The 19173-nt window shown below is 63.6% G+C and carries 19 protein-coding genes; 8 read left to right on the plus strand and 11 right to left on the minus strand.

Translation table 11 applies throughout. The features are described from left to right. The first annotated feature begins 14 nt into the window (after window positions 1-14). Both mutL and ACQ651_RS15245 read left to right on the plus strand, forming a co-directional pair. Window positions 15-1844 carry a DNA mismatch repair endonuclease MutL gene (mutL, locus tag ACQ651_RS15240; RefSeq protein WP_430449742.1) on the plus strand — a complete coding sequence of 610 codons (1830 nt, stop codon included), beginning with the start codon at window positions 15-17 and terminating at the stop codon, window positions 1842-1844. After that, complete coding sequence (locus ACQ651_RS15245) at window positions 1841-3007, plus strand: DNA recombination protein RmuC (RefSeq protein WP_430449743.1); 1167 nt, start codon at window positions 1841-1843, stop codon at window positions 3005-3007. The genes mutL and ACQ651_RS15245 overlap by 4 nt, the downstream gene beginning before the upstream one ends. Here ACQ651_RS15245 and ACQ651_RS15250 read toward each other — a convergent pair. Next, complete coding sequence (locus ACQ651_RS15250; RefSeq protein ID WP_227285783.1) at window positions 3004-3456, minus strand: GAF domain-containing protein; 453 nt, start codon at window positions 3454-3456, stop codon at window positions 3004-3006. The genes ACQ651_RS15245 and ACQ651_RS15250 overlap by 4 nt on opposite strands. 81 nt (window positions 3457-3537) lie before the next feature. Further along, window positions 3538-4716 carry a thiolase family protein gene (locus ACQ651_RS15255; RefSeq protein WP_227285782.1) on the minus strand — a complete coding sequence of 393 codons (1179 nt, stop codon included), beginning with the start codon at window positions 4714-4716 and terminating at the stop codon, window positions 3538-3540. 91 nt (window positions 4717-4807) lie between these two features. Between ACQ651_RS15255 and ACQ651_RS15260 the strand changes: the two genes are divergently transcribed. From ACQ651_RS15260 to ACQ651_RS15275, 4 genes are all read left to right on the plus strand, one after another. Further along, window positions 4808-5158 carry an STAS domain-containing protein gene (locus tag ACQ651_RS15260; RefSeq protein ID WP_227285781.1) on the plus strand — a complete coding sequence of 117 codons (351 nt, stop codon included), beginning with the start codon at window positions 4808-4810 and terminating at the stop codon, window positions 5156-5158. 55 nt (window positions 5159-5213) lie between these two features. Next, window positions 5214-5651: an ATP-binding protein gene (locus ACQ651_RS15265; RefSeq protein ID WP_430449744.1), complete on the plus strand. Its 438-nt coding sequence runs from the start codon at window positions 5214-5216 to the stop codon at window positions 5649-5651. A gap of 233 nt (window positions 5652-5884) precedes the next feature. Next, window positions 5885-7462, plus strand: coding sequence for a gamma-glutamyltransferase family protein (locus ACQ651_RS15270; RefSeq protein ID WP_430449745.1), 1578 nt, complete (start codon window positions 5885-5887; stop codon window positions 7460-7462). After that, on the plus strand, window positions 7446-7871 hold the full coding sequence (locus ACQ651_RS15275) for a rhodanese-like domain-containing protein (RefSeq protein ID WP_430449746.1): 426 nt from the start codon (window positions 7446-7448) through the stop codon (window positions 7869-7871). The genes ACQ651_RS15270 and ACQ651_RS15275 overlap by 17 nt, the downstream gene beginning before the upstream one ends. On the opposite strand, the gene hspQ is transcribed toward ACQ651_RS15275, so the two are convergent. Continuing rightward, window positions 7868-8194 (minus strand): heat shock protein HspQ, encoded by a 327-nt coding sequence (hspQ, locus tag ACQ651_RS15280; RefSeq protein ID WP_121897414.1) that lies wholly within the window; start codon window positions 8192-8194, stop codon window positions 7868-7870. The two genes, ACQ651_RS15275 and hspQ, sit on opposite strands and share 4 nt — an antisense overlap. A gap of 267 nt (window positions 8195-8461) precedes the next feature. Here hspQ and ACQ651_RS15285 point away from each other — a divergent pair, with 267 nt between their 5' ends. After that, window positions 8462-9034, plus strand: coding sequence for a lytic transglycosylase (locus ACQ651_RS15285; protein ID WP_227285777.1), 573 nt, complete (start codon window positions 8462-8464; stop codon window positions 9032-9034). A 16-nt stretch (window positions 9035-9050) separates the two neighbouring features. Here ACQ651_RS15285 and ACQ651_RS15290 read toward each other — a convergent pair whose 3' ends face one another. The 4 genes from ACQ651_RS15290 to ACQ651_RS15305 form a co-directional block, all read right to left on the minus strand. Next, on the minus strand, window positions 9051-9653 hold the full coding sequence (locus ACQ651_RS15290; RefSeq protein ID WP_227285776.1) for a LolA family protein: 603 nt from the start codon (window positions 9651-9653) through the stop codon (window positions 9051-9053). 61 nt (window positions 9654-9714) lie between these two features. Next, window positions 9715-12501 carry a DNA translocase FtsK gene (locus ACQ651_RS15295; RefSeq protein ID WP_430449747.1) on the minus strand — a complete coding sequence of 929 codons (2787 nt, stop codon included), beginning with the start codon at window positions 12499-12501 and terminating at the stop codon, window positions 9715-9717. A gap of 12 nt (window positions 12502-12513) precedes the next feature. Beyond that, complete coding sequence (locus tag ACQ651_RS15300; RefSeq protein WP_430450338.1) at window positions 12514-13692, minus strand: aminotransferase class I/II-fold pyridoxal phosphate-dependent enzyme; 1179 nt, start codon at window positions 13690-13692, stop codon at window positions 12514-12516. A gap of 120 nt (window positions 13693-13812) precedes the next feature. Continuing rightward, on the minus strand, window positions 13813-15141 hold the full coding sequence (locus tag ACQ651_RS15305; RefSeq protein WP_430449748.1) for an amidase: 1329 nt from the start codon (window positions 15139-15141) through the stop codon (window positions 13813-13815). A gap of 87 nt (window positions 15142-15228) precedes the next feature. On the opposite strand from ACQ651_RS15305, the gene ACQ651_RS15310 reads away from it, so the two are divergent. Continuing rightward, the gene (locus tag ACQ651_RS15310; RefSeq protein ID WP_430449749.1) at window positions 15229-16452 is read left to right on the plus strand and encodes an FAD-dependent monooxygenase; all 1224 of its coding nucleotides are present in this window, start codon (window positions 15229-15231) and stop codon (window positions 16450-16452) included. A 10-nt stretch (window positions 16453-16462) separates the two neighbouring features. On the opposite strand, the gene ACQ651_RS15315 is transcribed toward ACQ651_RS15310, so the two are convergent. From ACQ651_RS15315 to ACQ651_RS15330, 4 genes are all read right to left on the minus strand, one after another. After that, window positions 16463-16645, minus strand: a complete 183-nt coding sequence (locus ACQ651_RS15315; RefSeq protein WP_121897419.1) for a Trm112 family protein — start codon at window positions 16643-16645, stop codon at window positions 16463-16465. Next, window positions 16642-17286, minus strand: a complete 645-nt coding sequence (locus ACQ651_RS15320) for an LON peptidase substrate-binding domain-containing protein (RefSeq protein WP_430449750.1) — start codon at window positions 17284-17286, stop codon at window positions 16642-16644. The genes ACQ651_RS15315 and ACQ651_RS15320 overlap by 4 nt, the downstream gene beginning before the upstream one ends. Window positions 17287-17311: 25 nt before the next feature. After that, complete coding sequence (trxA, locus tag ACQ651_RS15325; protein ID WP_430449751.1) at window positions 17312-18223, minus strand: thioredoxin; 912 nt, start codon at window positions 18221-18223, stop codon at window positions 17312-17314. A gap of 67 nt (window positions 18224-18290) precedes the next feature. Continuing rightward, window positions 18291-19079, minus strand: coding sequence for an exodeoxyribonuclease III (locus ACQ651_RS15330; protein ID WP_227285770.1), 789 nt, complete (start codon window positions 19077-19079; stop codon window positions 18291-18293). Window positions 19080-19173: the final 94 nt, after the last annotated feature.

A 19173-nucleotide genomic window follows, 5' to 3' on the forward strand; every position in this document is an offset into this window, starting at 1 on the left:
CTACCCATAGTGGCATGGCCCATCCAGACCCCAAGATAAGCGATATCCCGCGCGCGATCCGCAAACTGGACGAAACCGCGATCAATCGGATCGCAGCGGGCGAAGTCGTGGAACGCCCTGCCTCCGCGGTGAAAGAGCTGGTGGAAAACGCGATCGATGCGGGCGCGCGCCGCATCTCGGTCGACATCGCTCATGGCGGCAAGAGCCTGATCCGGGTGACCGATGATGGCTGCGGCATGGGGCCCGACGATATGCCGCTCGCACTTGCCCGGCATGCGACGTCGAAGATCGATGGCTCCGATCTTCTGAACATCCGATCCTTCGGGTTCCGCGGGGAGGCGTTGCCGTCCCTTGGCGCCGTTGGCCGGCTGACGATCACCAGCCGGGCCGATGGGTACGAGGCGTGCCGGATCCGTGTCAGCGGAGGCGACATGGGCGCGGTGAAGCCGGCGGCCTTGTCCCGTGGCACCGTTGTCGAGCTTCGCGATCTGTTTTTCGCCACACCCGCGCGGCTGAAATTCCTGCGCACCGACCGGGCCGAGATGCAGGCGATATCCGACGTGGTGAAACGGCTTGCGATGGCCGAACCGGGCGTGGGCTTCACCCTGCGCGATGTCAGCGATGCGCCGCGCGTGACCTTCCGTGCGGATGCTGAACAGGGCGAGCTGTTCGATGCCCTGCGCGCCCGGCTGGGCACCGTGATGGGCCGGGAGTTCGTCGACAACGCCTTGCCGATCGAGGCGGAGCGCGACGGCTTGCGGCTGGTGGGCTTTGCGGGCCTGCCGACCTATTCGCGCGGGTCCGCCGTTGCGCAATATCTTTTCGTCAACGGCCGCCCGGTGCGCGACAAGCTCCTGATCGGGGCATTGCGCGGTGCCTATGCGGATTTTCTGAGCCGGGACCGGCACCCCGCTGTCGCGTTGTTCGTCGATTGCCCGCCGGAGCGGGTGGATGTCAACGTACATCCCGCGAAGGCCGAGGTCCGGTTTCGCGAACCGGGCGTGGCACGCGGGCTGATCGTGACGGCGCTGCGCCATGCCCTGGCCGAGGCGGGGCATCGGGCCTCCACCACCGTGGCGGGCGCAACATTGGGCGCCTTCCGGCCCGAAGCCACGGGGGCACGGGTTTACCAGATGGACCGGCCCTCGCAGGCGACGCTTCGCGCACGGGAATGGCAGGCGCCCGGGCTGGCCGACCCGGCGGAGCGCTTTGCGCCTGCAAGCGCCCGGGTCGAAGAGGTGATCGACGATACCCCCGAGATCGCCGCCCTGCCGCTTGGGGCCGCAAGGGCGCAGGTACATGAGAATTATATCCTCGCGCAGACCGAAGACGGCCTCGTGATCGTGGATCAGCACGCGGCTCATGAACGTCTGGTTTACGAAAAGCTGAAACGCCAGATGGCGGAAAACGGTGTCGCCGCGCAGGCGCTTCTGATCCCCGAAATCGTGACGCTTGGCGCCGATGCCGACCGGCTGCTTGACATGGCCCCGGAACTGGCGCGGTTCGGTCTGGGCATCGAGGCGTTCGGCCCCGGCACGGTGGCCGTGCGAGAGACGCCCGCGATCCTGGGGACGGTGAATGCCGAGGCCATGTTGCGCGACATTCTGGACGAACTGGACGAGTTGGGCGACAGCCGGACCCTGCAAGCCCGGATCGAGGCGATCCTGAGCCGGGTGGCTTGCCACGGGTCGATCAGGTCGGGGCGGCGGATGCAGGCCGATGAGATGAATGCGCTTCTGCGCGAGATGGAAGCTACGCCGCATTCTGGCCAGTGCAACCATGGGCGGCCCACCTATGTGGAGCTGAAGCTGAGCGATATCGAGCGGCTGTTCGGGCGGACATGATACAGATTGGCGAAACCGTGATTGATCTGGGCGATCCGCTCACGCTGGCGCTGGTGATCGGCGCGGGTGCATTGCTCCTGATGCTGGTCCTGATCGTGCTGGCGATGCGGGCGGCGACCCGCTCGGCACGCATGATGGAGCCGCTGGTACAAAGCATCGGCGGGCTTGGGCAGCGGGTGCAGTCCTTAAGCGACGGGCAGCACCAGTTGGCGGGCGGGCTGACCCATGTATCAGAGATGCAGGCCAAGGCGCAGAGCCAGATGATCGAGGCGATGGAGCGGCGGCTGGAAGACGTGCAGAAAGGCATGTCCGAAACTTTGCATGGCACATCGACCCGCACCGCGCGATCCCTGGGAGAATTGCAGCAGAAGCTAGAGCAGATCGACAAGGCGCAGGCCAATATCGAGAAGCTTTCGGGCGACGTGCTGAGCCTGCAGGATATCCTGTCGAACAAGCAGACCCGCGGCGCATTCGGAGAGATCCAGCTCAACGATATCGTGTCGAAGGCGCTGCCATCGGACAGCTATGCGTTTCAGGCCACGCTGTCGAACGGCAAACGTGCCGATTGCCTGATCCATCTGCCGAACCCGCCCGGGCCGATCATCATCGACTCGAAATTTCCGCTTGAAGCCTATGAGGCGCTCAGAGCGGCCGACACCGCCTATGAGGTGAACGAGGCGCAAAAGCAGATGCGGGTGGCCGTGAAGGCGCATATCAAGGCGATTTCGGAGCGGTACATTCTGGAAGGCGAAACCGCGGACGGGGCATTGATGTTCCTGCCGTCGGAAGCCGTCTATGCGGAACTGCACGCGAATTTTCCGGAACTGGTCCGCGAAGGTTTCGCCGCACGGGTCTGGATCGTGTCACCCACGACCTGCATGGCCACCCTGAACACGATGCGCGCAATCCTGAAAGATGCGCGGATGCGGGAACAGGCGGGCGCCATTCGCAAACAGCTTGCGATGATGCACCGCGACGTGGAGCTGGTGGTGGAACGGGTGGCGAAGCTGAACACCCATTTCGGGCAGGCGCGCAAGGATATCGACGATATCACTATCGCCGCCGAACGGGCGGGCAAACGCGCGACGAAGCTCGACAATTTCGATTTCGAGGAACTGGCCCCGGGTGCGGAGGAAACCGTGGTCCCGCTCCCCCGGCGCTAGCGCTGGAAGACGGCGGCAAGAATTGCGGCCAGTTTCTCGGCATCGGTTTCGGTGAAGGCAGCGGGTTTGTCGCTGTCGATGTCGAAAACGGCGATCAGATCGCCAGCGGCGTTCCAGACCGGCAGAACAAGCTCCGACCGGGTTGAAGATGCGCAAGCGATATGCCCGGGAAAGGCATCGACATCCGCAACCAGCTGCACCTGCCCGCTGCGCGCAGCGGCACCGCAGACGCCGCGGGAGAACGGGATCTGCAGGCAGCCGTGGCCACCCTGATAGGGCCCGATTTTCAGAAGCCCCGGTTCGGTCACGCGGTAAAACCCGGTCCAGTCGAAGCGCGGATCGGAATGGTGCACCTCGCAGGCGACGGTCGCCATAAGCGCGATCTCGTCGGTTTCGCCATCGGTGAGGCTGTCGATGGTTCGGGAGAGCGTTTGATAGTCGACCTGCATGGTGTTGCGTGCCCTCGGCAAGGGGCGGGCGCGTGGGTTTCGGCCCAACTAGGTCCCGCCATATCTATTAAAGAAAGACGATCATGGGCGTTCGATGGCGATGGCGGTGCCTTCGCCGCCGCCGATGCAGATGGCCGCGACACCGCGTTTCAGGCCGCGTTTTTCCAGCGCGTTCAGAAGCGTGACCATGATCCGCGCGCCGGACGCCCCGATCGGGTGGCCAAGTGCACAGGCCCCGCCATTCACGTTGACCTTGTCGCGGGGCAGATCGAAGGCGCGCATGAAGGCCATCGGCACCACGGCAAAGGCCTCGTTGATTTCCCACAGGTCCACATCCTCGGGCGTCCAACCGATACGGGACAGGAGCTTTTCGGCGGCCGGAACCGGAGCGGTGGTGAACCATCCGGGTTCCTGCGCGTGGGATGCGTGGCCGCGGATATGGGCCCGGATCGGTAGCTCCTTGGCCTCGGCCACGCTTTCGCGGGCCAGAACCAAGGCAGCCGCCCCATCGGAGATCGAGGACGCATTCGCCGCGGTCACCGTTCCGTCCTTGCGAAAGGCGGGTTTGAGCTCGGGGATTTTTTCTGGGCGGGCCTTGCCCGGCTGCTCGTCGACGGCAATCTCGGTCACGGCCTTGCGCGTAGTGACCGTGACCGGAGCGACTTCATCCGCGAAGGCCCCGTTTTCGATTGCAGCCAGCGCATTGGAGAGCGAGGTCAGCGCATAGTCGTCCTGCGCGGCGCGGGTAAACTGGTACTTCTCTGCGCAATCCTCGGCAAAGGTGCCCATCAGCCGGCCCTTGTCATAGGCGTCTTCGAGCCCGTCGAGAAACATGTGGTCGATGGTTTGACCATGCCCGATCCGGGCGCCGCCGCGCATGTTGGGCAGCAGATAGGGCGCGTTCGTCATGCTTTCCATGCCGCCCGCGACGATCAGATCCGTTTGCCCGAGGGCCAGTTGATCGAAGGCGATCATAGCCGCCTTCATGCCCGAGCCGCACATCTTGTTGAGTGTGGTGGCCGGCACGTCCTGGCCCAGACCGGCCTTGAACCCCGCCTGACGCGCCGGGGCCTGCCCTTGGCCTGCCGGAAGGACGCAGCCCATCAGAAGCTCATCGACCTGATCGGGGCCGGCGCCGGATTGAGCCAGCGCCGCGCTGATAGCGACCCCGCCGAGATCCGCCGCCGACACATTCGAAAAAGCGCCTTGAAACCCGCCCATCGGGGTGCGGGAGGCCCCGCAGATCACCACCTTGTTCATCTGACCCTCCGTCTCTGTCACCGGCCCATGGATACCGAATGGTAAGGATTGCCGTCTATGCTTTAACGCAGCACAGACGGAAGGAACAGCGATGAACCTTGTGAAAGATGCCGCGGGGGCCATCACGATCATTCATGTCGACGAGGATCGGCTAGATGCCGCCGTCGCCATTCAGTTCAAGGACAGTTTTCGCGCGCTGGTCGAAAACGGGACAGGGCCGGTCGTGATGAATCTGGACAAGGTGGAGTTTCTCGATTCAAGCGGGCTGGGCGCAGTTGTCGCCGCGCGAAAACTGCTGGGCGCGGATCGAAGGCTGGATCTGGCAAGCCTGCAGCCCGCCGTTGAAAAAGTGATGACATTGACCCGCATGAACACGGTCTTCACCATTCATGACGATCTACAGCAGGCGTTGGAGGCCTATGGCGCCGCGCGGGCAAGTTGACCGCTGCGAAGATGAGGCGACGACATGTATCGATACACGGGACAGACATCGGAAGATGACCCTTTCGCTCGATTTTCAAAGCACCCCCGACGCGGTGGGGGAGGCGCTTGGACGGATGCGCGCACATGTCAAAGGCCACGGCCTCTCTCCCGAACATGTGGACGCCGTGGAAATCGTGCTGGCCGAGGTTCTGAACAATATCGTGGAACATGCCTACGGGGCCGACGGGAGTTCCGTTATCTCGATGACGGTCACTGTGCACAAGCATGGCGTGGATTGCGTGGTCTGCGACCGGGGGCTGGGGATGCCGGACGGCAAGATACCCTGCCCCAGACGCTTTGATGCGGAGCTGACGGATGTGGACGACCTGCCAGAGGGGGGATTCGGTTGGGGCCTGATTCATGACCTCGCCTCCGATCTGCGGTACACCCGCGAGGGTAACGAGAACAGGCTGAGCTTCTCGATTGCATCGCCTGTCGCATCAATCACCTGATATCCGACCTATTGTTTCGAGTTTTATCAAATTGCCGCGGTGGAGCCACAATAGCTCCGCAACTTGGCCCGGTTGAACGGCCATTACCGGGTCTGTAGCTGCATAGGCTTCCCTCGGCACCGTGTCTCAAAGCCCCCACCCAGTGGCGCGGTGCCGAGGTCCTTCCAGCGTTTCCCGCTTGCCCCCCCTGATTGATCGCTTACCTTGCGCACACGCAGGGGAGAGGCAAAGCTATGCGAGATTTCCATCAACCGGGCCGGTCGGCGGTTTTCGCCGAAAACGGAATGTGCGCCACATCGCACCCGTTGGCCGCGAAGACGGCCATCAACCTTCTGGAACAGGGCGGAAATGCCGTGGATGCCGCCATTGGCGCGGCGGTCCTGCTGGGTATCTGCGAGCCGCAGATGACCGGGCTTGGCGGCGATATGTTCGCGATGATCAAGCGCGGCGACAATGAGATTATCGGTCTGAATGCCTCCGGGCGGGGCCCGGCCGGCCTGTCGGCGGAGGCCTTGCGCGATGCCGGGCACGAGACTATGCCGCTTCGCCATGCCGCCGCCGTCACCATACCCGGCGCCGTCGACGGATTTTGCAGGCTGCACGGCGACCACGGGCAGATGTCATTGGCGGATGTTCTGGCCCCGGCGATCCACTATGCCGAAAACGGTGTGCCGGTCGCGCCGCGCGTCGCCGCGGACTGGATGGAAAGCGAGGGCAATCTCGCCGGGCGCGCGCGGGAGACGTTCCTGCTTGCCGGGGCCGTGCCGAAACCCGGCCAGATATTCGCCGCGCCGGGCCAGGCCGACGTGCTGCGCAAGATCGCGAAAGACGGGCGCGCGGGGTTCTACGAGGGGGAGGTGGCCGCGGATATGGTGGCCAGCCTGCGCGCGCTCGGCGGCAGCCATACCGAGGCGGATTTCGCCGAAACCGCCTGCGATTACGTGACCCCCATCAGCACAACGTACAAAGGGGTCGAGTTGATCGAACTGCCCCCGAACGGACAGGGCGCAACGGCCTTGCTGTTGGCCAATATGCTGGCCGAATTCGATATCGGAAACATGGACCCATGGGGTGCCGAACGTGCCCATATCGAAGCCGAAGCGACCAAGCTCGCCTATGATGCGCGCAACCGCTTCATTGCCGATCCCGGGAGTTGCACGGGCACCGACCATATGATGTCGGCGAAAACCGCCACGGCACTGGCCGCGTTGATCGACCCGGATCGCGCAATGGCCAACCCCAGCCGCGTTTCGGAAGCGGTGCACAAGGAAACGATCTACATCACCGTGGTCGATCGGGACCGGCTGGCGGTTTCGCTGATCTACTCGATCTTTCACAGCTTCGGTTCCGGTCTGGCCAGCGACAGGTTCGGGATCCTCTTTCACAACCGGGGCGCCGGTTTCACCCTGACCAGGGGGCACCCGAACGAGGCCGGGCCAAGCAAGCGGCCGATGCATACCATCATCCCCGGCATGATCCGGCAGGCCGATGGCAGCCTGATGCCCTTCGGTGTGATGGGCGGGGCATATCAGGCAACGGGCCATGCCAGATTTCTGACCAATGTGGTGGATTTCGGCCTGTCACCGCAGGCCGCCATAGACGCGCCGCGTTGCTTTGCCGACGTGGACGGACTGAGCATCGAGCGGGGCTATACCGTGCAGGTGCAGGACGCACTGCGCGCCAAGGGGCATACGCTCACCATTCCCGCATTGCCCATCGGTGGCGCACAGGCCATTCGCATCGACGCCAGAACCGGTTTGCTCGAAGGTGGCTCGGACCCGCGCAAAGACGGTTGTGCGCTTGGATACTGAGAGAGGACGCGGATTGCCGATTACGCCGGTAAAATCACTGGTTGCGGCTGCAAAGGCTGAAATCACGTCTCTATCGCCGGCCGAAGCCCGGGCCCGAGCCGAAGACGGCCGCGCCTTGCTTGTCGATATCCGGGACGTTCGCGAGCTGAAACGCGACGGCCGCATCCCGGGCGCGTTTCACGCCCCGCGCGGCATGCTGGAATTCTGGATTGACCCTGAAAGCCCCTATCACAAACCCGAATTGGCGACCGACAGGACGCTGATCCTTTTTTGCGCCGCCGCGTGGCGATCCGCTTTGTCGGTCAAGACCTTGCAGGATATGGGGGTGGAGGACATCGCCGAGATCGAGGGCGGTTTTTCGGCATGGGCCGAGGCCGGGCTTCCAGTCGCAAAGGACGAAGCGCCCTAGTTCAGCTGGTACTCAAGCGGGTAGCGCCCGTCCTGAAAATCTCCGAAAAGCTCCGGCAGGTCGGGATGATCGACCGGTTCGCCTGTATGGTCGGCCACGAGATTCTGCTCCGACACGTAGGCCACGTAATAGGTCTGATCGTTTTCCGCCAGAAGATGGTAAAACGGCTGCGCCTTGGACGGACGGCTTCCTTCGGGGATGGCATCGTACCATTCCTCGGTGTTCGAAAACTCCGGATCGATATCAAAAACAACCCCGCGGAACGGGTGTTTCTTGTGCCGGACCACTTGGCCCAGATTGTACTTCGCATGACTGGTCAGCATCGCGCGGCGCCCCTTTTACCCTCTCTTTCCTATCCTCTGAGGCAGGGCGTTGTCCATGGAACAGGGCGGATTTCAAGGGAAACAGACTGTGAACCTCGTTCAGACAGTGCCGAAGCGCCTTGCGGGCAAGCCCGATCCGCGCATGCCGGCGCCGTCTTCACATTCCCGTTTCCGATCAAGCCGAAATGACGACAGCCCATTCCCACCGGCCCCGATTTCCATTATGATACGGCAAAACACAACAATATGTTCGAGCAGGCAGTTTTCATGAGACAGGTCGTATTCTTCCTGATTCTACTGGTGTTGGCAGGCTGCGGGCGCAACTTTTCCGCCCCGCGGGATCTCGACAACGCGTGTTCCATCATCAATGAGCGCCCGGCGTACTTTCGTGCCATGCGCGCAAGCGAGCGGAACTGGGGCGTGCCGGTGCATGTCCAGATGGCGACAATCTATCAGGAAAGCAGATTTATCGGCGATGCACGCACTCCGTTCCGCTATGCGCTTGGCGTGATCCCGCTTGGGCGGCAAAGCTCCGCATACGGGTACAGTCAGGCGCTGGATGGCACCTGGGACGAGTATCGCCAGCGCACGGGCAATCGCGGGGCGCAGCGCCACAATATCCGCGACGCGACCGATTTCATGGGCTGGTACATGACGCAGACGGTCGAGCGGAACGGCGTGCCGCTCACCGACGCGCGCAGCCAGTATCTGGCCTATCACGAAGGCCATACGGGTTTCAGCAGGGGCAGCTACAATGCCAAGCCCTGGCTTCTGCGGGTGGCAGACGAGGTTGCGGCGCGGGCCCAGGTCTATCAGTTGCAACTCGCACGCTGCCGCTGATCCCGGCGCGCCCGCGTCAGTCGAAGTCGCGGGATGCTATCTCTTGCGGGATGTTGAAGAGCCGCGCGCCCATGCGGCCGCCGGTTTCCAGCCCACGGAGGATCACGGTGGTTTCGCTGCCCGTTTCGTCGGTGATCACCCATTGGCGAAGCTCCACGGGCGAGCCCGTGAAAACCAGGGTGATCTGCCCGATCTCGGGGTTTTCGGGATCCTGGGCTATGACACGTGTCGATGTGCCGTCGCTTTCGTGCCCGACCACCATGCCCGACCGGCCCAGATCGACATTCTGCGCCAGGATCAGATGCAGCGGCGTCCGTTGCAGCGGATACTGCTCGGGCCGGGAGTTGGACCGGCCATCGAATATCGCCACCTGTCCACCCCCCGCTATCACCAGCAGGTCGTCGTCGTCGCCCCCATATTCGAACCTGACACGGCCGGGGCGGTGGAGATAGATCGTACCGTTTGAAATAGAGCCATCGGCGTTAATCTGGGTGAAGTCCCCCTCGGCCGTTTGCAGCGAGTTCAGATAGGCCGAAAGCTGGGACAGCGGTATCGCTTGCGCCCAGGCCGGCAATGCAGTGGCAGTCATCAGCGCCACGGAGAGAAGAAACCGTTTCATAGCCTCAATTTAGGAGATCGATGCAACAGTTACACCTCACGACCGCGAGATCGGCGAAATTTTACGCCTGCTCGGGCACCAGGATTTCGCGTTTGCCCACGTGGTTGGCGGGCGAGACAAGGCCGCTTTCCTCCATCTGCTCCACCAGACGGGCGGCCTTGTTGTAGCCGATCGCCAGTTTCCGCTGAATATAGGAGGTGGAGCATTTGCGATCGGTGATCACGATCTGAACCGCCTGATCGTACAAGGCATCCTCGCCATCGGTGTTGCCGCCGAGACCGAGTACCAGATCGATATCGCTTTCCTTGTCGCCGTCCGGGCCGTCCAGCACCGATGCCGCATAGTCCGGCGGACCGAAGCTTTTCAGATGACACACGATCTCTTCGACCTCTTCGTCGCTGACGAAGGGTCCATGCACGCGGGTGATCTTGGCGCCCCCGGCCATGTAGAGCATATCGCCCATGCCCAGAAGCTGCTCGGCACCCTGCTCACCCAGAATGGTGCGGCTGTCCACCTTGGAGGTCACGTGGAACGAAATCCGCGTGGGGAAATTCGCCTTGATCGTGCCGGTGATCACATCGACGGAGGGACGCTGCGTCGCCATGATGATGTGGATGCCGCTGGCCCGCGCCATCTGCGCGAGACGCTGTATGCAGGCCTCGATCTCCTTGCCCGCCACCATCATCAGGTCGGCCATCTCGTCCACGATCACCACGATGAAGGGCATCTTCTCGGGTGCGAACTCCTCCGTCTCGAACACGGGTTCGCCGGTATCATCGTCAAATCCGGTCTGCACCGTGCGGCTGAACATCTCCCCCTTCGACAAGGCGTCCTCGACCCGGCTGTTGTAGCCCTCGATATTGCGCACGCCCATCTTGGACATCTTGCGATAGCGCTCTTCCATCTCGCCCACGGTCCATTTCAAGGCGACCACCGCCTTCTTGGGGTCGGTCACGACCGGGCTGAGCAGATGCGGAATGCCGTCATAGACGCTGAGCTCCAGCATCTTGGGGTCGATCATGATCATCCGGCACTCTTCCGGCGTCAGCTTGTAGAGAAGGCTCAGGATCATGGTGTTGATCGCCACGGATTTGCCCGAACCGGTGGTGCCCGCAATCAGCAGGTGGGGCATTTTCGCAAGGTTCGCGACGATCGGATCCCCGCCGATATCCTTGCCCAGAGCCAGCGGCAGGCTCTGATTGCCATCGCCGAAATCACGGCTCGACAGGATCTCGCGCAGCACGACCTTCTCGCGATGCTGATTGGGCAGTTCGATCCCGATCACGCTGCGGCCGGGCACTGTGGAGACGCGGGCGCTGAGCGCGGACATGGACCGTGCGATATCATCGGCCAGACCGATCACACGGGAGGCTTTGAGACCCGGGGCAGGTTCCAGCTCGTACATGGTCACGACGGGGCCGGGACGGACCGAGACGATCTCGCCCTTCACGCCGTAGTCATCCAGCACGTTTTCCAGCATCCGCGCGTTTTCCTCCAACGCCTCGTCGGACAGATTGTAACGCTCGACCGCGACCGCGCTGCTCAATAGCGACAGCGGCGGGAATTCGTACTCCGCCGTCTCCGCCTCCAGTGGCAGCGATGGCTGCGCATCGGCCATGGCCGCGCGCGAGGGCGCGGGCCTGCGTGTCTGATGCTGAACGACTTTCTTCGGTTCGGCTTGCGGCACCGCAAAGCCCCCGGCGCGCGACGGCTCTCCCTGAAGCTCGGCAATCCGTTCGGAATAAGGCAGTTCGATCGTCTGCTCCGCGGCATCCGGGGACCGCATGTCGGCGGAGGTGAGCGGCGGTTCAACGCGCGTCAGCGGCGGGACGACGGTACGCATCGCAGCGGCGGACTGGTGCCGTGCCACGGCAGCTTGTGGCGCGGTCAACGGGCGGCGCACCCGGTTCTTGATCACGTCGGCGATTTTCTCGCGGATCCGGTCGTCATCCGGGGCGGAGATCTCCGCCCCGGCAATCGGGGGCGCTGCCAGCAGTTCCGGCTCCGGCTCGGGCGAACGGTCCCGGCTGCGCAACAGGGGCACGCGCTCCAGCAAGCTGGGGCGCGGCGCCGATGCGCGCACGACCGGCTCCACCCTTTCCACAATGTCATCTTCATAGGCGTCCGCCAGATCCTGCCGCGCCGCGATCCGCGAAAGGCGGCGTTCCTGCAAGGCCTGTGCCGCCTGCCCGGCGCCGCGCCCGGCCTGACCGAACAGCGCCGCCAGCCCCGCGATGGTGGAAATCAGGCCCACGATCAGGAACCGCAGACCCACCCGCAGCTCTGCCCCGTTCACACCGAGGACAAATAGGCCAAGCCCGATGGCGGCGAGGAAACTGAGGGCGGCGAGAAGTTTGAGACCAAAGGCCGCGCCGAAAGGCAGTATGTTCAACAGCGCGCCCAGAACCGTATCGCCGAACAGGCCACCCAGCCCGAAACTGTGCGTCCATCCCGCACCGGGGACATAGCTTGCGGCATAGATCGAAGCCAGAGCGACCGCGATCGGCAGAAACACGATGCGTCCGAAAACACGGTCTTCCCCGCGATGCAGCAGGAAACGCAGGCCCCAGACCAGAGCGCCCGCCGCCAGACCATACGCCCCATATCCGACGATCAGCATCAGGACCGCGGCCAGGGACGCCCCGAGATGGCCCAGAATGTTCTGCGGCACGGCATCCGTCGCCACGGTCCAGTTCGGATCCTCGGGCGTGTAGGAGGCCAGCATCAGCGCAAGCGCCACCCCGAGCACACATAGCAGCAGGCCAAGAAGCTCTTTGCCGCGACGCTCGATTGCGGCCTGCATCCGGCTGTCAAGAAGCGGGTCTCTCTGTCGTGTCTGATACGCCATTTCCGTCCTACCTCACCGATACAGGCAGTCACGGAGCTTGATCAGCCCGCGCTGCATTTCTTCCTTGTCGGCCACCATCGCCACGCGGATCCGGTCCGCGCCGGGCGTATGCCCGCCGACATCGCGCGCCAGATAGGCACCGGGCAGAACCCGGACGCCCGTCTCGCGCCATAACTTCATTGTCGCGACTTCGCCGTCATCCACCGGAAGCCACAGGAAAAAACCCGCTTCCGGCGGGGAGTATCCCTGGATGTCGCCAAGGATCTCATCGGCCATCGCATATTTTTCCGCGTAGAGCGCGCGGTTGGCGATCACGTGATCTTCGTCTTGCCAGACCCGTTCAGCGACCGCCTGCAACGGCATGGGCAGCGGGGCACCCGCATAGGCGCGAAGCTGTTTCAGCCGCGCGATGCTGTCGGCGCCACCGGCTGCAAAGCCGGACCGCAGACCGGGCAGGTTCGACCGTTTCGAGAGCGAATGAAAGATCACCACCCGGTCGGGATGTGCGCCAAGCTCCCGTGCCACCTGAAGCGCGCCCGGGGGTGGGGTATCGCGATATATTTCGGAATAGCACTCATCGGCGAAAATCTGGAAGTCATGACGCTCGGCCAGCGCGATCAGGTCGCTCCAATACGCCCGATCCGCGACCGCGCCCTGCGGGTTCGCGGGCGAGCAGATATAGGCCACCGCAACGCGGTTCAGCACGGTTTCCGGCAAACTGCCGTAGTCAGGCAGGTTGCCCGTCGCCTCGGTCGCGGGCACATAGATCGGCTCGGCCCCCACGGCCAGCGCCGCGACCGCGTAGACCTGATAGAACGGGTTCGGCGTCAGCACCACGGGGCGCTTGCCCGCCTTGGTTTCCGGGCAAAGCGCGATCAGCGCGTTGAACAGCCCCTCCCGCGTGCCGTTCAGCGGCAAAACCTGCCGCGCGGCGTCAACCGTCACGTCATATCGGCGCGCAATCCAGTCGGCAATCGCCTGTTGCAAGGCCGGCGTGCCGTCATTCGCGGGGTATTGGCCAAAACCGGCGACATTCTCCGCCAGCACGTCCCGGACCCAATCCGGAAACGCATGGCGCGGCTCGCCAATGGTCATCACAATCGGCTCGCCCCCCGGTTCATGGGAATCGAGCAAGGTCCGCAAACGCGGAAAAGCATATTCTGGCAGGTCCGAAAACCGCTCGGGGAAAATCATATGTGCCTCGGTTTCAGGATCATGACGCCCTGATTTGGCAACAGGTTACCCGCCAAGACCGCGCGGGTCCAGAAAAACGAGCCATTTCAGGCCGTAAAGGCGCGATGTCTGTGGCGATTAGGCCAATACTGCCTCTGCCGCGGCCGCAATGCGCAGAAGTTGTGGCTCAGCCATCGGCGGACACAAGATCATGATGCCGGTTGAGGGCACACCTGTCGGCAGGGTCACTCCGCATAGCCCCATCAGGTTGCCGACACGGGTGTTTCTGAGCGTCAGAAGGTTTTCGGCCACGAAATACGCATCATCGCTCATCAGCCGTTGCGCATGTGCGGGCAGGTTCGCCGCCGTCGGCAAGAGCACCGCGTCATACGCGGCCGTCTCGCGCGCCCAGTCTTGCCGAAGCCGCCGCAGACGTTGCCATCCGGCCACGAAATCAGGCGCGCTGACCTCACGGCCCTGCCGAAACCGCTCCCGGATGCGGTCGAACATCTTTTCGGGCGCCGCTTCGATCACATCGCCCCAGGTGCCATAAGCCTCGCCCGTGAACAGCATCAGCGTCTTCTGCATCGCCTCGTCAATCGCGGGAACGTTGCCGGTTTCGATATGGGCGCCCGCCGCACCAAGCCTGTCCAGCGCGGACTGAAACGCCGCGCCGGGCCCGTCCCGGACATCGCTGGAATACGGCTCCAGAACCAGAAACCGTTTGCCGGAAAGATGCGCGCCCTTCAGGTCGACCGGTTTCGTGCCTTCCATCACCGCCAGAAGATGCACCGCATCCTCGACCGTTCTGGTCAGGGGTCCGACCGTATCGAAGCTTTCGGCCAGCGGCACGACCCCCTTCAGGCTCAGCCGCCCGTGCGTGGTTTTCAGCCCGACCAGATCGTTATAGGCCGCCGGCAGGCGGACGGAGCCGCCCGTGTCCGACCCTATGCCCGCCGCCGCCAGACCGAACGCGACCGAGGCCGCCGCGCCGGAAGATGATCCGCCGGGCACCAGATCGGGATCGTTGACGTTGGGGGGCGTCGCGGTCTTGGGGTTCAAACCAAGCCCCGAGAAGGCCAGTTCCGTCATATGCGTCTTGCCGAGACAGACCAGCCCGGCGCGGGTGGCACGGGCCAGAACCTCGGCGTCTTCTGCAGGAACACGGCCTTTCAGCAAGGCCGATCCCGCCTCCGTCGGCAACCCGGCGGTGTCGAACAGATCCTTCCATGAAATCGGCACGCCATCCAGCAGACCGTGGCGCAGGCCACTCCTGGCGCGCAGCGCGGCAGCCCGCGCCTCCGCAAGGGCGCGATCGGGTGTCAACATCGTATAGATCCGGTTCCTGTGGGCATGCGCGCCGCAGGCCTGCAGATAGGCTTCGGTCAGCTCCACCGGGTCGATCTCTCCGTCACCGATCGCACGGCCCAGATTGCTTGCGCTCAAGCTTTGCCAATCGTCCCGCATGTCCCTGCCCCCGTCATGGTGTCGCGGGTCACGCTATCCGGGCGCAGTTCGTTGGACAATCCTTGCCGCACCTGCATATTCCCCCTCATGGCACATGACGCAGATATTCTGATTGTCGGTGGCGGACTGAACGGTCCCTGCCTCGCGCTGGCCCTGTCGCAGGCCGGGTTCTCGACCGTGGTTCTGGACGCGCTCAGCACCGAAAACAGGGGCGCGGACGCGTTTGACGGTCGGTCATATGCGCTGGCTCTGGCCTCTACCCGGCTGCTGGCTGCACTTGGTCTCTGGGACGATCTGGTGGCGCAGGCGCAGCCGATCTTGGAGATCACGGCCAGCGACGGGCGCGCGGGCGAAGGGCCTTCGCCCTTCTTCCTGCATTTCGATCATGCCGAGATCGAGGAAGGCCCGATGGGCCATATGATTGAAGACCGCTACCTGCGTCAGGCCCTGCTTGCCGCGATGGAGGCCGACCCGCGTATCACCCACCGGCCCGGCGCGCGCGCGACCGCGCAAGATACCGCAACCGGCGCCAGCGTGACGCTGGAGGACGGAACCACGCTGTCCGGGCGTCTGCTTGTCGGTGCCGATGGCCGGCAAAGCGGCACCGCCGCGCGCGCCGGGATCAAACGCACCGGATGGGAGTATGGTCAGACCGCGCTGGTCTGTGCCATCGCCCATGAAAAACCTCACAATGGTATTGCGCACCAGTTCTTCATGCCGCCCGGCCCTCTTGCGATCCTGCCGCTTCCGGGCAACCGCTCGTCCATCGTATGGAGCGAGACCCATGCCGCCGCCGCAAAGCTCACCGCGATGGATGACGCGGGCTATCTCGACCATCTGCGCCCCCGCTTCGGCGATTTCCTGGGCGAGATCCGGCTTGAAGGTCGGCGGTTCAGCTATCCGCTCGGGCTGAGCCTCGCCAACAGGTTCGTCGCGCCGCATCTGGCGCTTGTCGGCGATGCGGCCCATGGCGTTCACCCGATCGCCGGGCAGGGCCTGAACCTCGGCTTCCGCGATGTCGCGGCCCTTGCCGAAGTCCTGACGGATGCCAGACGCCGGGGGGAAGATTTCGCTGCGCTGGATGTGCTGGAACGCTATCAAAGCTGGCGCAGGTTCGACACTGCCGCCTTGGCCGCGGCGACGGACGCGTTCAACCGGCTGTTCTCAAACGACAACCCGGTTCTTCGCGGGGCGCGGGATCTTGGATTGGGGGTGGTGAATGCGCTGCCCGGCATCCGGCGCAGGTTCATTCGCGAAGCCGCCGGCCTGACCGGGGATCTGCCCCGCTTGCTGCAGGGGCGGCCACTTTGACGGCAATGGCTCAGTCGAGTTTCCGAGCTTCCTCTTCCAGCATGATCGGAATGCCGTTCCGGATCGGAAAAGCCAGATGCGCGGCCTTGGAAATCAACTCCTGCGCATCCGCGTCATAGCTCAGCGGCGCATGGGTCAGCGGGCATACCAGCGCTTCGATCATGCGCCGGTCCGCAAGCGGGTCAGCACTCATTGCAGGATTTCCTCCGTGGTTCCGCCGCGCAGCGCGAACTCGATCAGGGTCACCAGCGTTTCGCGCCTTGTGCCAAGCGAGGGCGCCTCCAGCAACGCCTGTTTCTCCTCGGGCTCGAAGGGACACAGCATGGAGAGCGAGTTGATCAACAACTCGTCTTCGGCGTCCTTCAGGCTGTCCCAATCCGTCGACAGCGACAGCGCCTCGAAATACCGGGACAGAAGGTCGAGAAAGCGCGGGCGATCGAAACTGCGGTCCTTCTCCACGCCGCCCAGATCGACTTCGAACCCCTCCCAGGAGATATCGGCCTTGAGATAGGGGCTGAAGCCCGAAACCTCGCGCGTCACGCGATAACGAGAGATGCCGCTCAGGGTGATCATGTAGCGCCCGTCTTCGGTTTCCGAAAACTGCGTGACACGGCCCGCGCAGCCAATCGCGTGCAGGCGCTTGTCGCTCTTGCCGGGCACTTCGCGCGGCTGAACCATGCCGATCAGCCGGTGTGAGGTCTTGAGCGCATCATCGAGCATCGCGAGATAGCGCGGCTCGAAAATATGCAGCGGAAGGCGCGATCGCGGCAACAGCAATGCCCCCGGCAAGGGGAACAACGGGATCGTCTGGGGAAGATCAGCAGGTGACATCATGCCCTTTACCTAGCGCTCCGCGCGATCAGGCAAAGATCATCGAGCTGAGTTTCCGCCGTCCGGTCAGTACAATCGGATCTTCCGGCTTCAATGCGTCGAAGATCGTGAAAAGCTGCGTCTTGGCGGCGCCATCGTTCCAGTCCCGGTCCCGGCGAAACAGATCCAGAAGCTGCGTCACCGCATCCTCGACCTGACCGGCGGCGTGAAGCGCCAGCGCATAGTCGAACCGCGCCTGATGGTTGTCGGGCTCCGCCTCGACCGCGGCGGACAGTTCGGCCAATGGGCCTGCATCCTGTGCCTGCCGGGCCAGTTCCAACTGCGCCCGGGCCGCCTCGACCTCTGCTGCGGCGGCAATCGCGGCGGGGACATTCGCCAGCAAGGCCTCCGCCTGATCCAGTTCGCCCATGGCCAGATGCGCCCGGGCCAATCCACCATAGGCCGCGGGATTTTCGGGCTCTTCGCCAAGGATCGCGGCAAAGGTCTGTGCCGCATCCACGGCAGCCCCTTCGTCCAGCATTGCCTCGGCCGCTTCGATGGCTTCGCCAAGACCGCCGTCATCACCGGACAGGGCAGAGAGTTTCTCGACGAAACGCTTGACCTCCGCCTCGGATACCGCCCCCTGAAACCCGTCGACGGGCTGGCCCTGATAGAACACATAGACCGTCGGGATCGACTGAACCCGCAACTGCGCCGCGACCTGCTGGTTCTGGTCCACATCGACCTTCACCATTCTGACCTTGCCCTTGGCCGCGGCGACCGCCGCTTCAAGCTGGGGACCAAGCGTCTTGCAGGGGCCGCACCAGGGCGCCCAGAAATCGACGATGATCGGCACATCCTTGCTGGCTTCGACGACATCGGCCATGAATGTCGCATCGCTGCTGTCCTTGATCAGATCGGCTGTGCCCGTGGCGTCCTTCGCCTGTCCAAATTCAAGCATGGCTCATCTCCGTTCAATTCTCGTGCTTGCGTGTTATATGCGCCTGCGGCCCAGCCCCGCCAAGGGGTCACAGATCGAATGTGGCGAATACCGGTGCATGGTCGGACGGTTTTTCCCACCCCCGCGCATCACGCAACACGCGCGAGCCGTGGGCCGCGTTGGCGATATCCGGCGTGGCCCAGACATGATCGAGCCTGCGGCCCTTGTCCGCTGCATCCCAGTCCCGTGCCCGGTAGGACCACCAGGAATAGAGCTGCCCTTCCGGGATATCCTTGCGCGTCACGTCGACCCAACCGGCGCTGTCTTGCACCTGCGCAAGATGGTCGACCTCGATCGGTGTATGGCTCACCACTTTCAGCAATTGCTTGTGGGACCAGACATCGTCTTCACGCGGCGCGATGTTCAGATCGCCGACCAGAATGCTTTTCGCGGGGGTTTCCCCGTGAAACCAATCCCGCATCTCCGTCAGAAAATCGAGCTTGTGGCCGAATTTCTCGTTCACCTCCCGGTCCGGGAGATCACCACCAGCGGGGACGTAGAAGTTGTGAATGGTAACGCCGTTTTCCAGCTTGGCCGCCACATGGCGCGCATCGCCCCGGGCAACGAAATCGCGATGGCCCACGTCTTCGACCGGCAGTTTCGACAAGATGGCCACACCGTTATAGCCCTTCTGGCCACGGGCCACGATATGGCGATAGCCCGCCGCGGCGAACAGCTCGACTGGGATCTTGTCGACCGGCGATTTGCATTCCTGAAGGCACAGCACATCCGGCGCTTCCTCGCGAAGAAGCTTCGTCACAAGATCCGCACGCAGCCGGACCGAGTTGATATTCCATGTGGCAAGGGAAAAGGACATCGGCGCATGCTCCGTCTGGCTAGGCCCTTGGTCTAGGCTGCAAGCCCACGGCTTGCAAACCGATTGCTGACATGCGCGCAAAAAAGGCCCGAAC

Source organism: Rhodophyticola sp., assembly GCF_965284195.1.
Classification (GTDB): Bacteria; Pseudomonadota; Alphaproteobacteria; order Rhodobacterales; family Rhodobacteraceae; genus Rhodophyticola.

Bases quoted from the DNA above. Each gene is read 5' to 3' on its own strand.
- ACQ651_RS15245 (WP_430449743.1), top strand. From the start codon at position 1,841: ATGATACAGATTGGCGAAACCGTGATTGATCTGGGCGATCCGCTCACG.
- ACQ651_RS15305 (WP_430449748.1), bottom strand. From the start codon at position 15,141: ATGCGGGACGATTGGCAAAGCTTGAGCGCAAGCAATCTGGGCCGTGCG.
- ACQ651_RS15290 (WP_227285776.1), bottom strand. From the start codon at position 9,653: ATGAAACGGTTTCTTCTCTCCGTGGCGCTGATGACTGCCACTGCATTG.
- ACQ651_RS15295 (WP_430449747.1), bottom strand. From the start codon at position 12,501: ATGGCGTATCAGACACGACAGAGAGACCCGCTTCTTGACAGCCGGATG.
- ACQ651_RS15330 (WP_227285770.1), bottom strand. From the start codon at position 19,079: ATGTCCTTTTCCCTTGCCACATGGAATATCAACTCGGTCCGGCTGCGT.
- ACQ651_RS15310 (WP_430449749.1), top strand. From the start codon at position 15,229: ATGGCACATGACGCAGATATTCTGATTGTCGGTGGCGGACTGAACGGT.
- ACQ651_RS15250 (WP_227285783.1), bottom strand. From the start codon at position 3,456: ATGCAGGTCGACTATCAAACGCTCTCCCGAACCATCGACAGCCTCACC.
- ACQ651_RS15315 (WP_121897419.1), bottom strand. From the start codon at position 16,645: ATGAGTGCTGACCCGCTTGCGGACCGGCGCATGATCGAAGCGCTGGTA.
- ACQ651_RS15255 (WP_227285782.1), bottom strand. From the start codon at position 4,716: ATGAACAAGGTGGTGATCTGCGGGGCCTCCCGCACCCCGATGGGCGGG.
- mutL (WP_430449742.1), top strand. From the start codon at position 15: ATGGCCCATCCAGACCCCAAGATAAGCGATATCCCGCGCGCGATCCGC.
- trxA (WP_430449751.1), bottom strand. From the start codon at position 18,223: ATGCTTGAATTTGGACAGGCGAAGGACGCCACGGGCACAGCCGATCTG.
- ACQ651_RS15270 (WP_430449745.1), top strand. From the start codon at position 5,885: ATGCGAGATTTCCATCAACCGGGCCGGTCGGCGGTTTTCGCCGAAAAC.
- ACQ651_RS15320 (WP_430449750.1), bottom strand. From the start codon at position 17,286: ATGATGTCACCTGCTGATCTTCCCCAGACGATCCCGTTGTTCCCCTTG.
- ACQ651_RS15260 (WP_227285781.1), top strand. From the start codon at position 4,808: ATGAACCTTGTGAAAGATGCCGCGGGGGCCATCACGATCATTCATGTC.
- ACQ651_RS15265 (WP_430449744.1), top strand. From the start codon at position 5,214: ATGACCCTTTCGCTCGATTTTCAAAGCACCCCCGACGCGGTGGGGGAG.
- hspQ (WP_121897414.1), bottom strand. From the start codon at position 8,194: ATGCTGACCAGTCATGCGAAGTACAATCTGGGCCAAGTGGTCCGGCAC.
- ACQ651_RS15285 (WP_227285777.1), top strand. From the start codon at position 8,462: ATGAGACAGGTCGTATTCTTCCTGATTCTACTGGTGTTGGCAGGCTGC.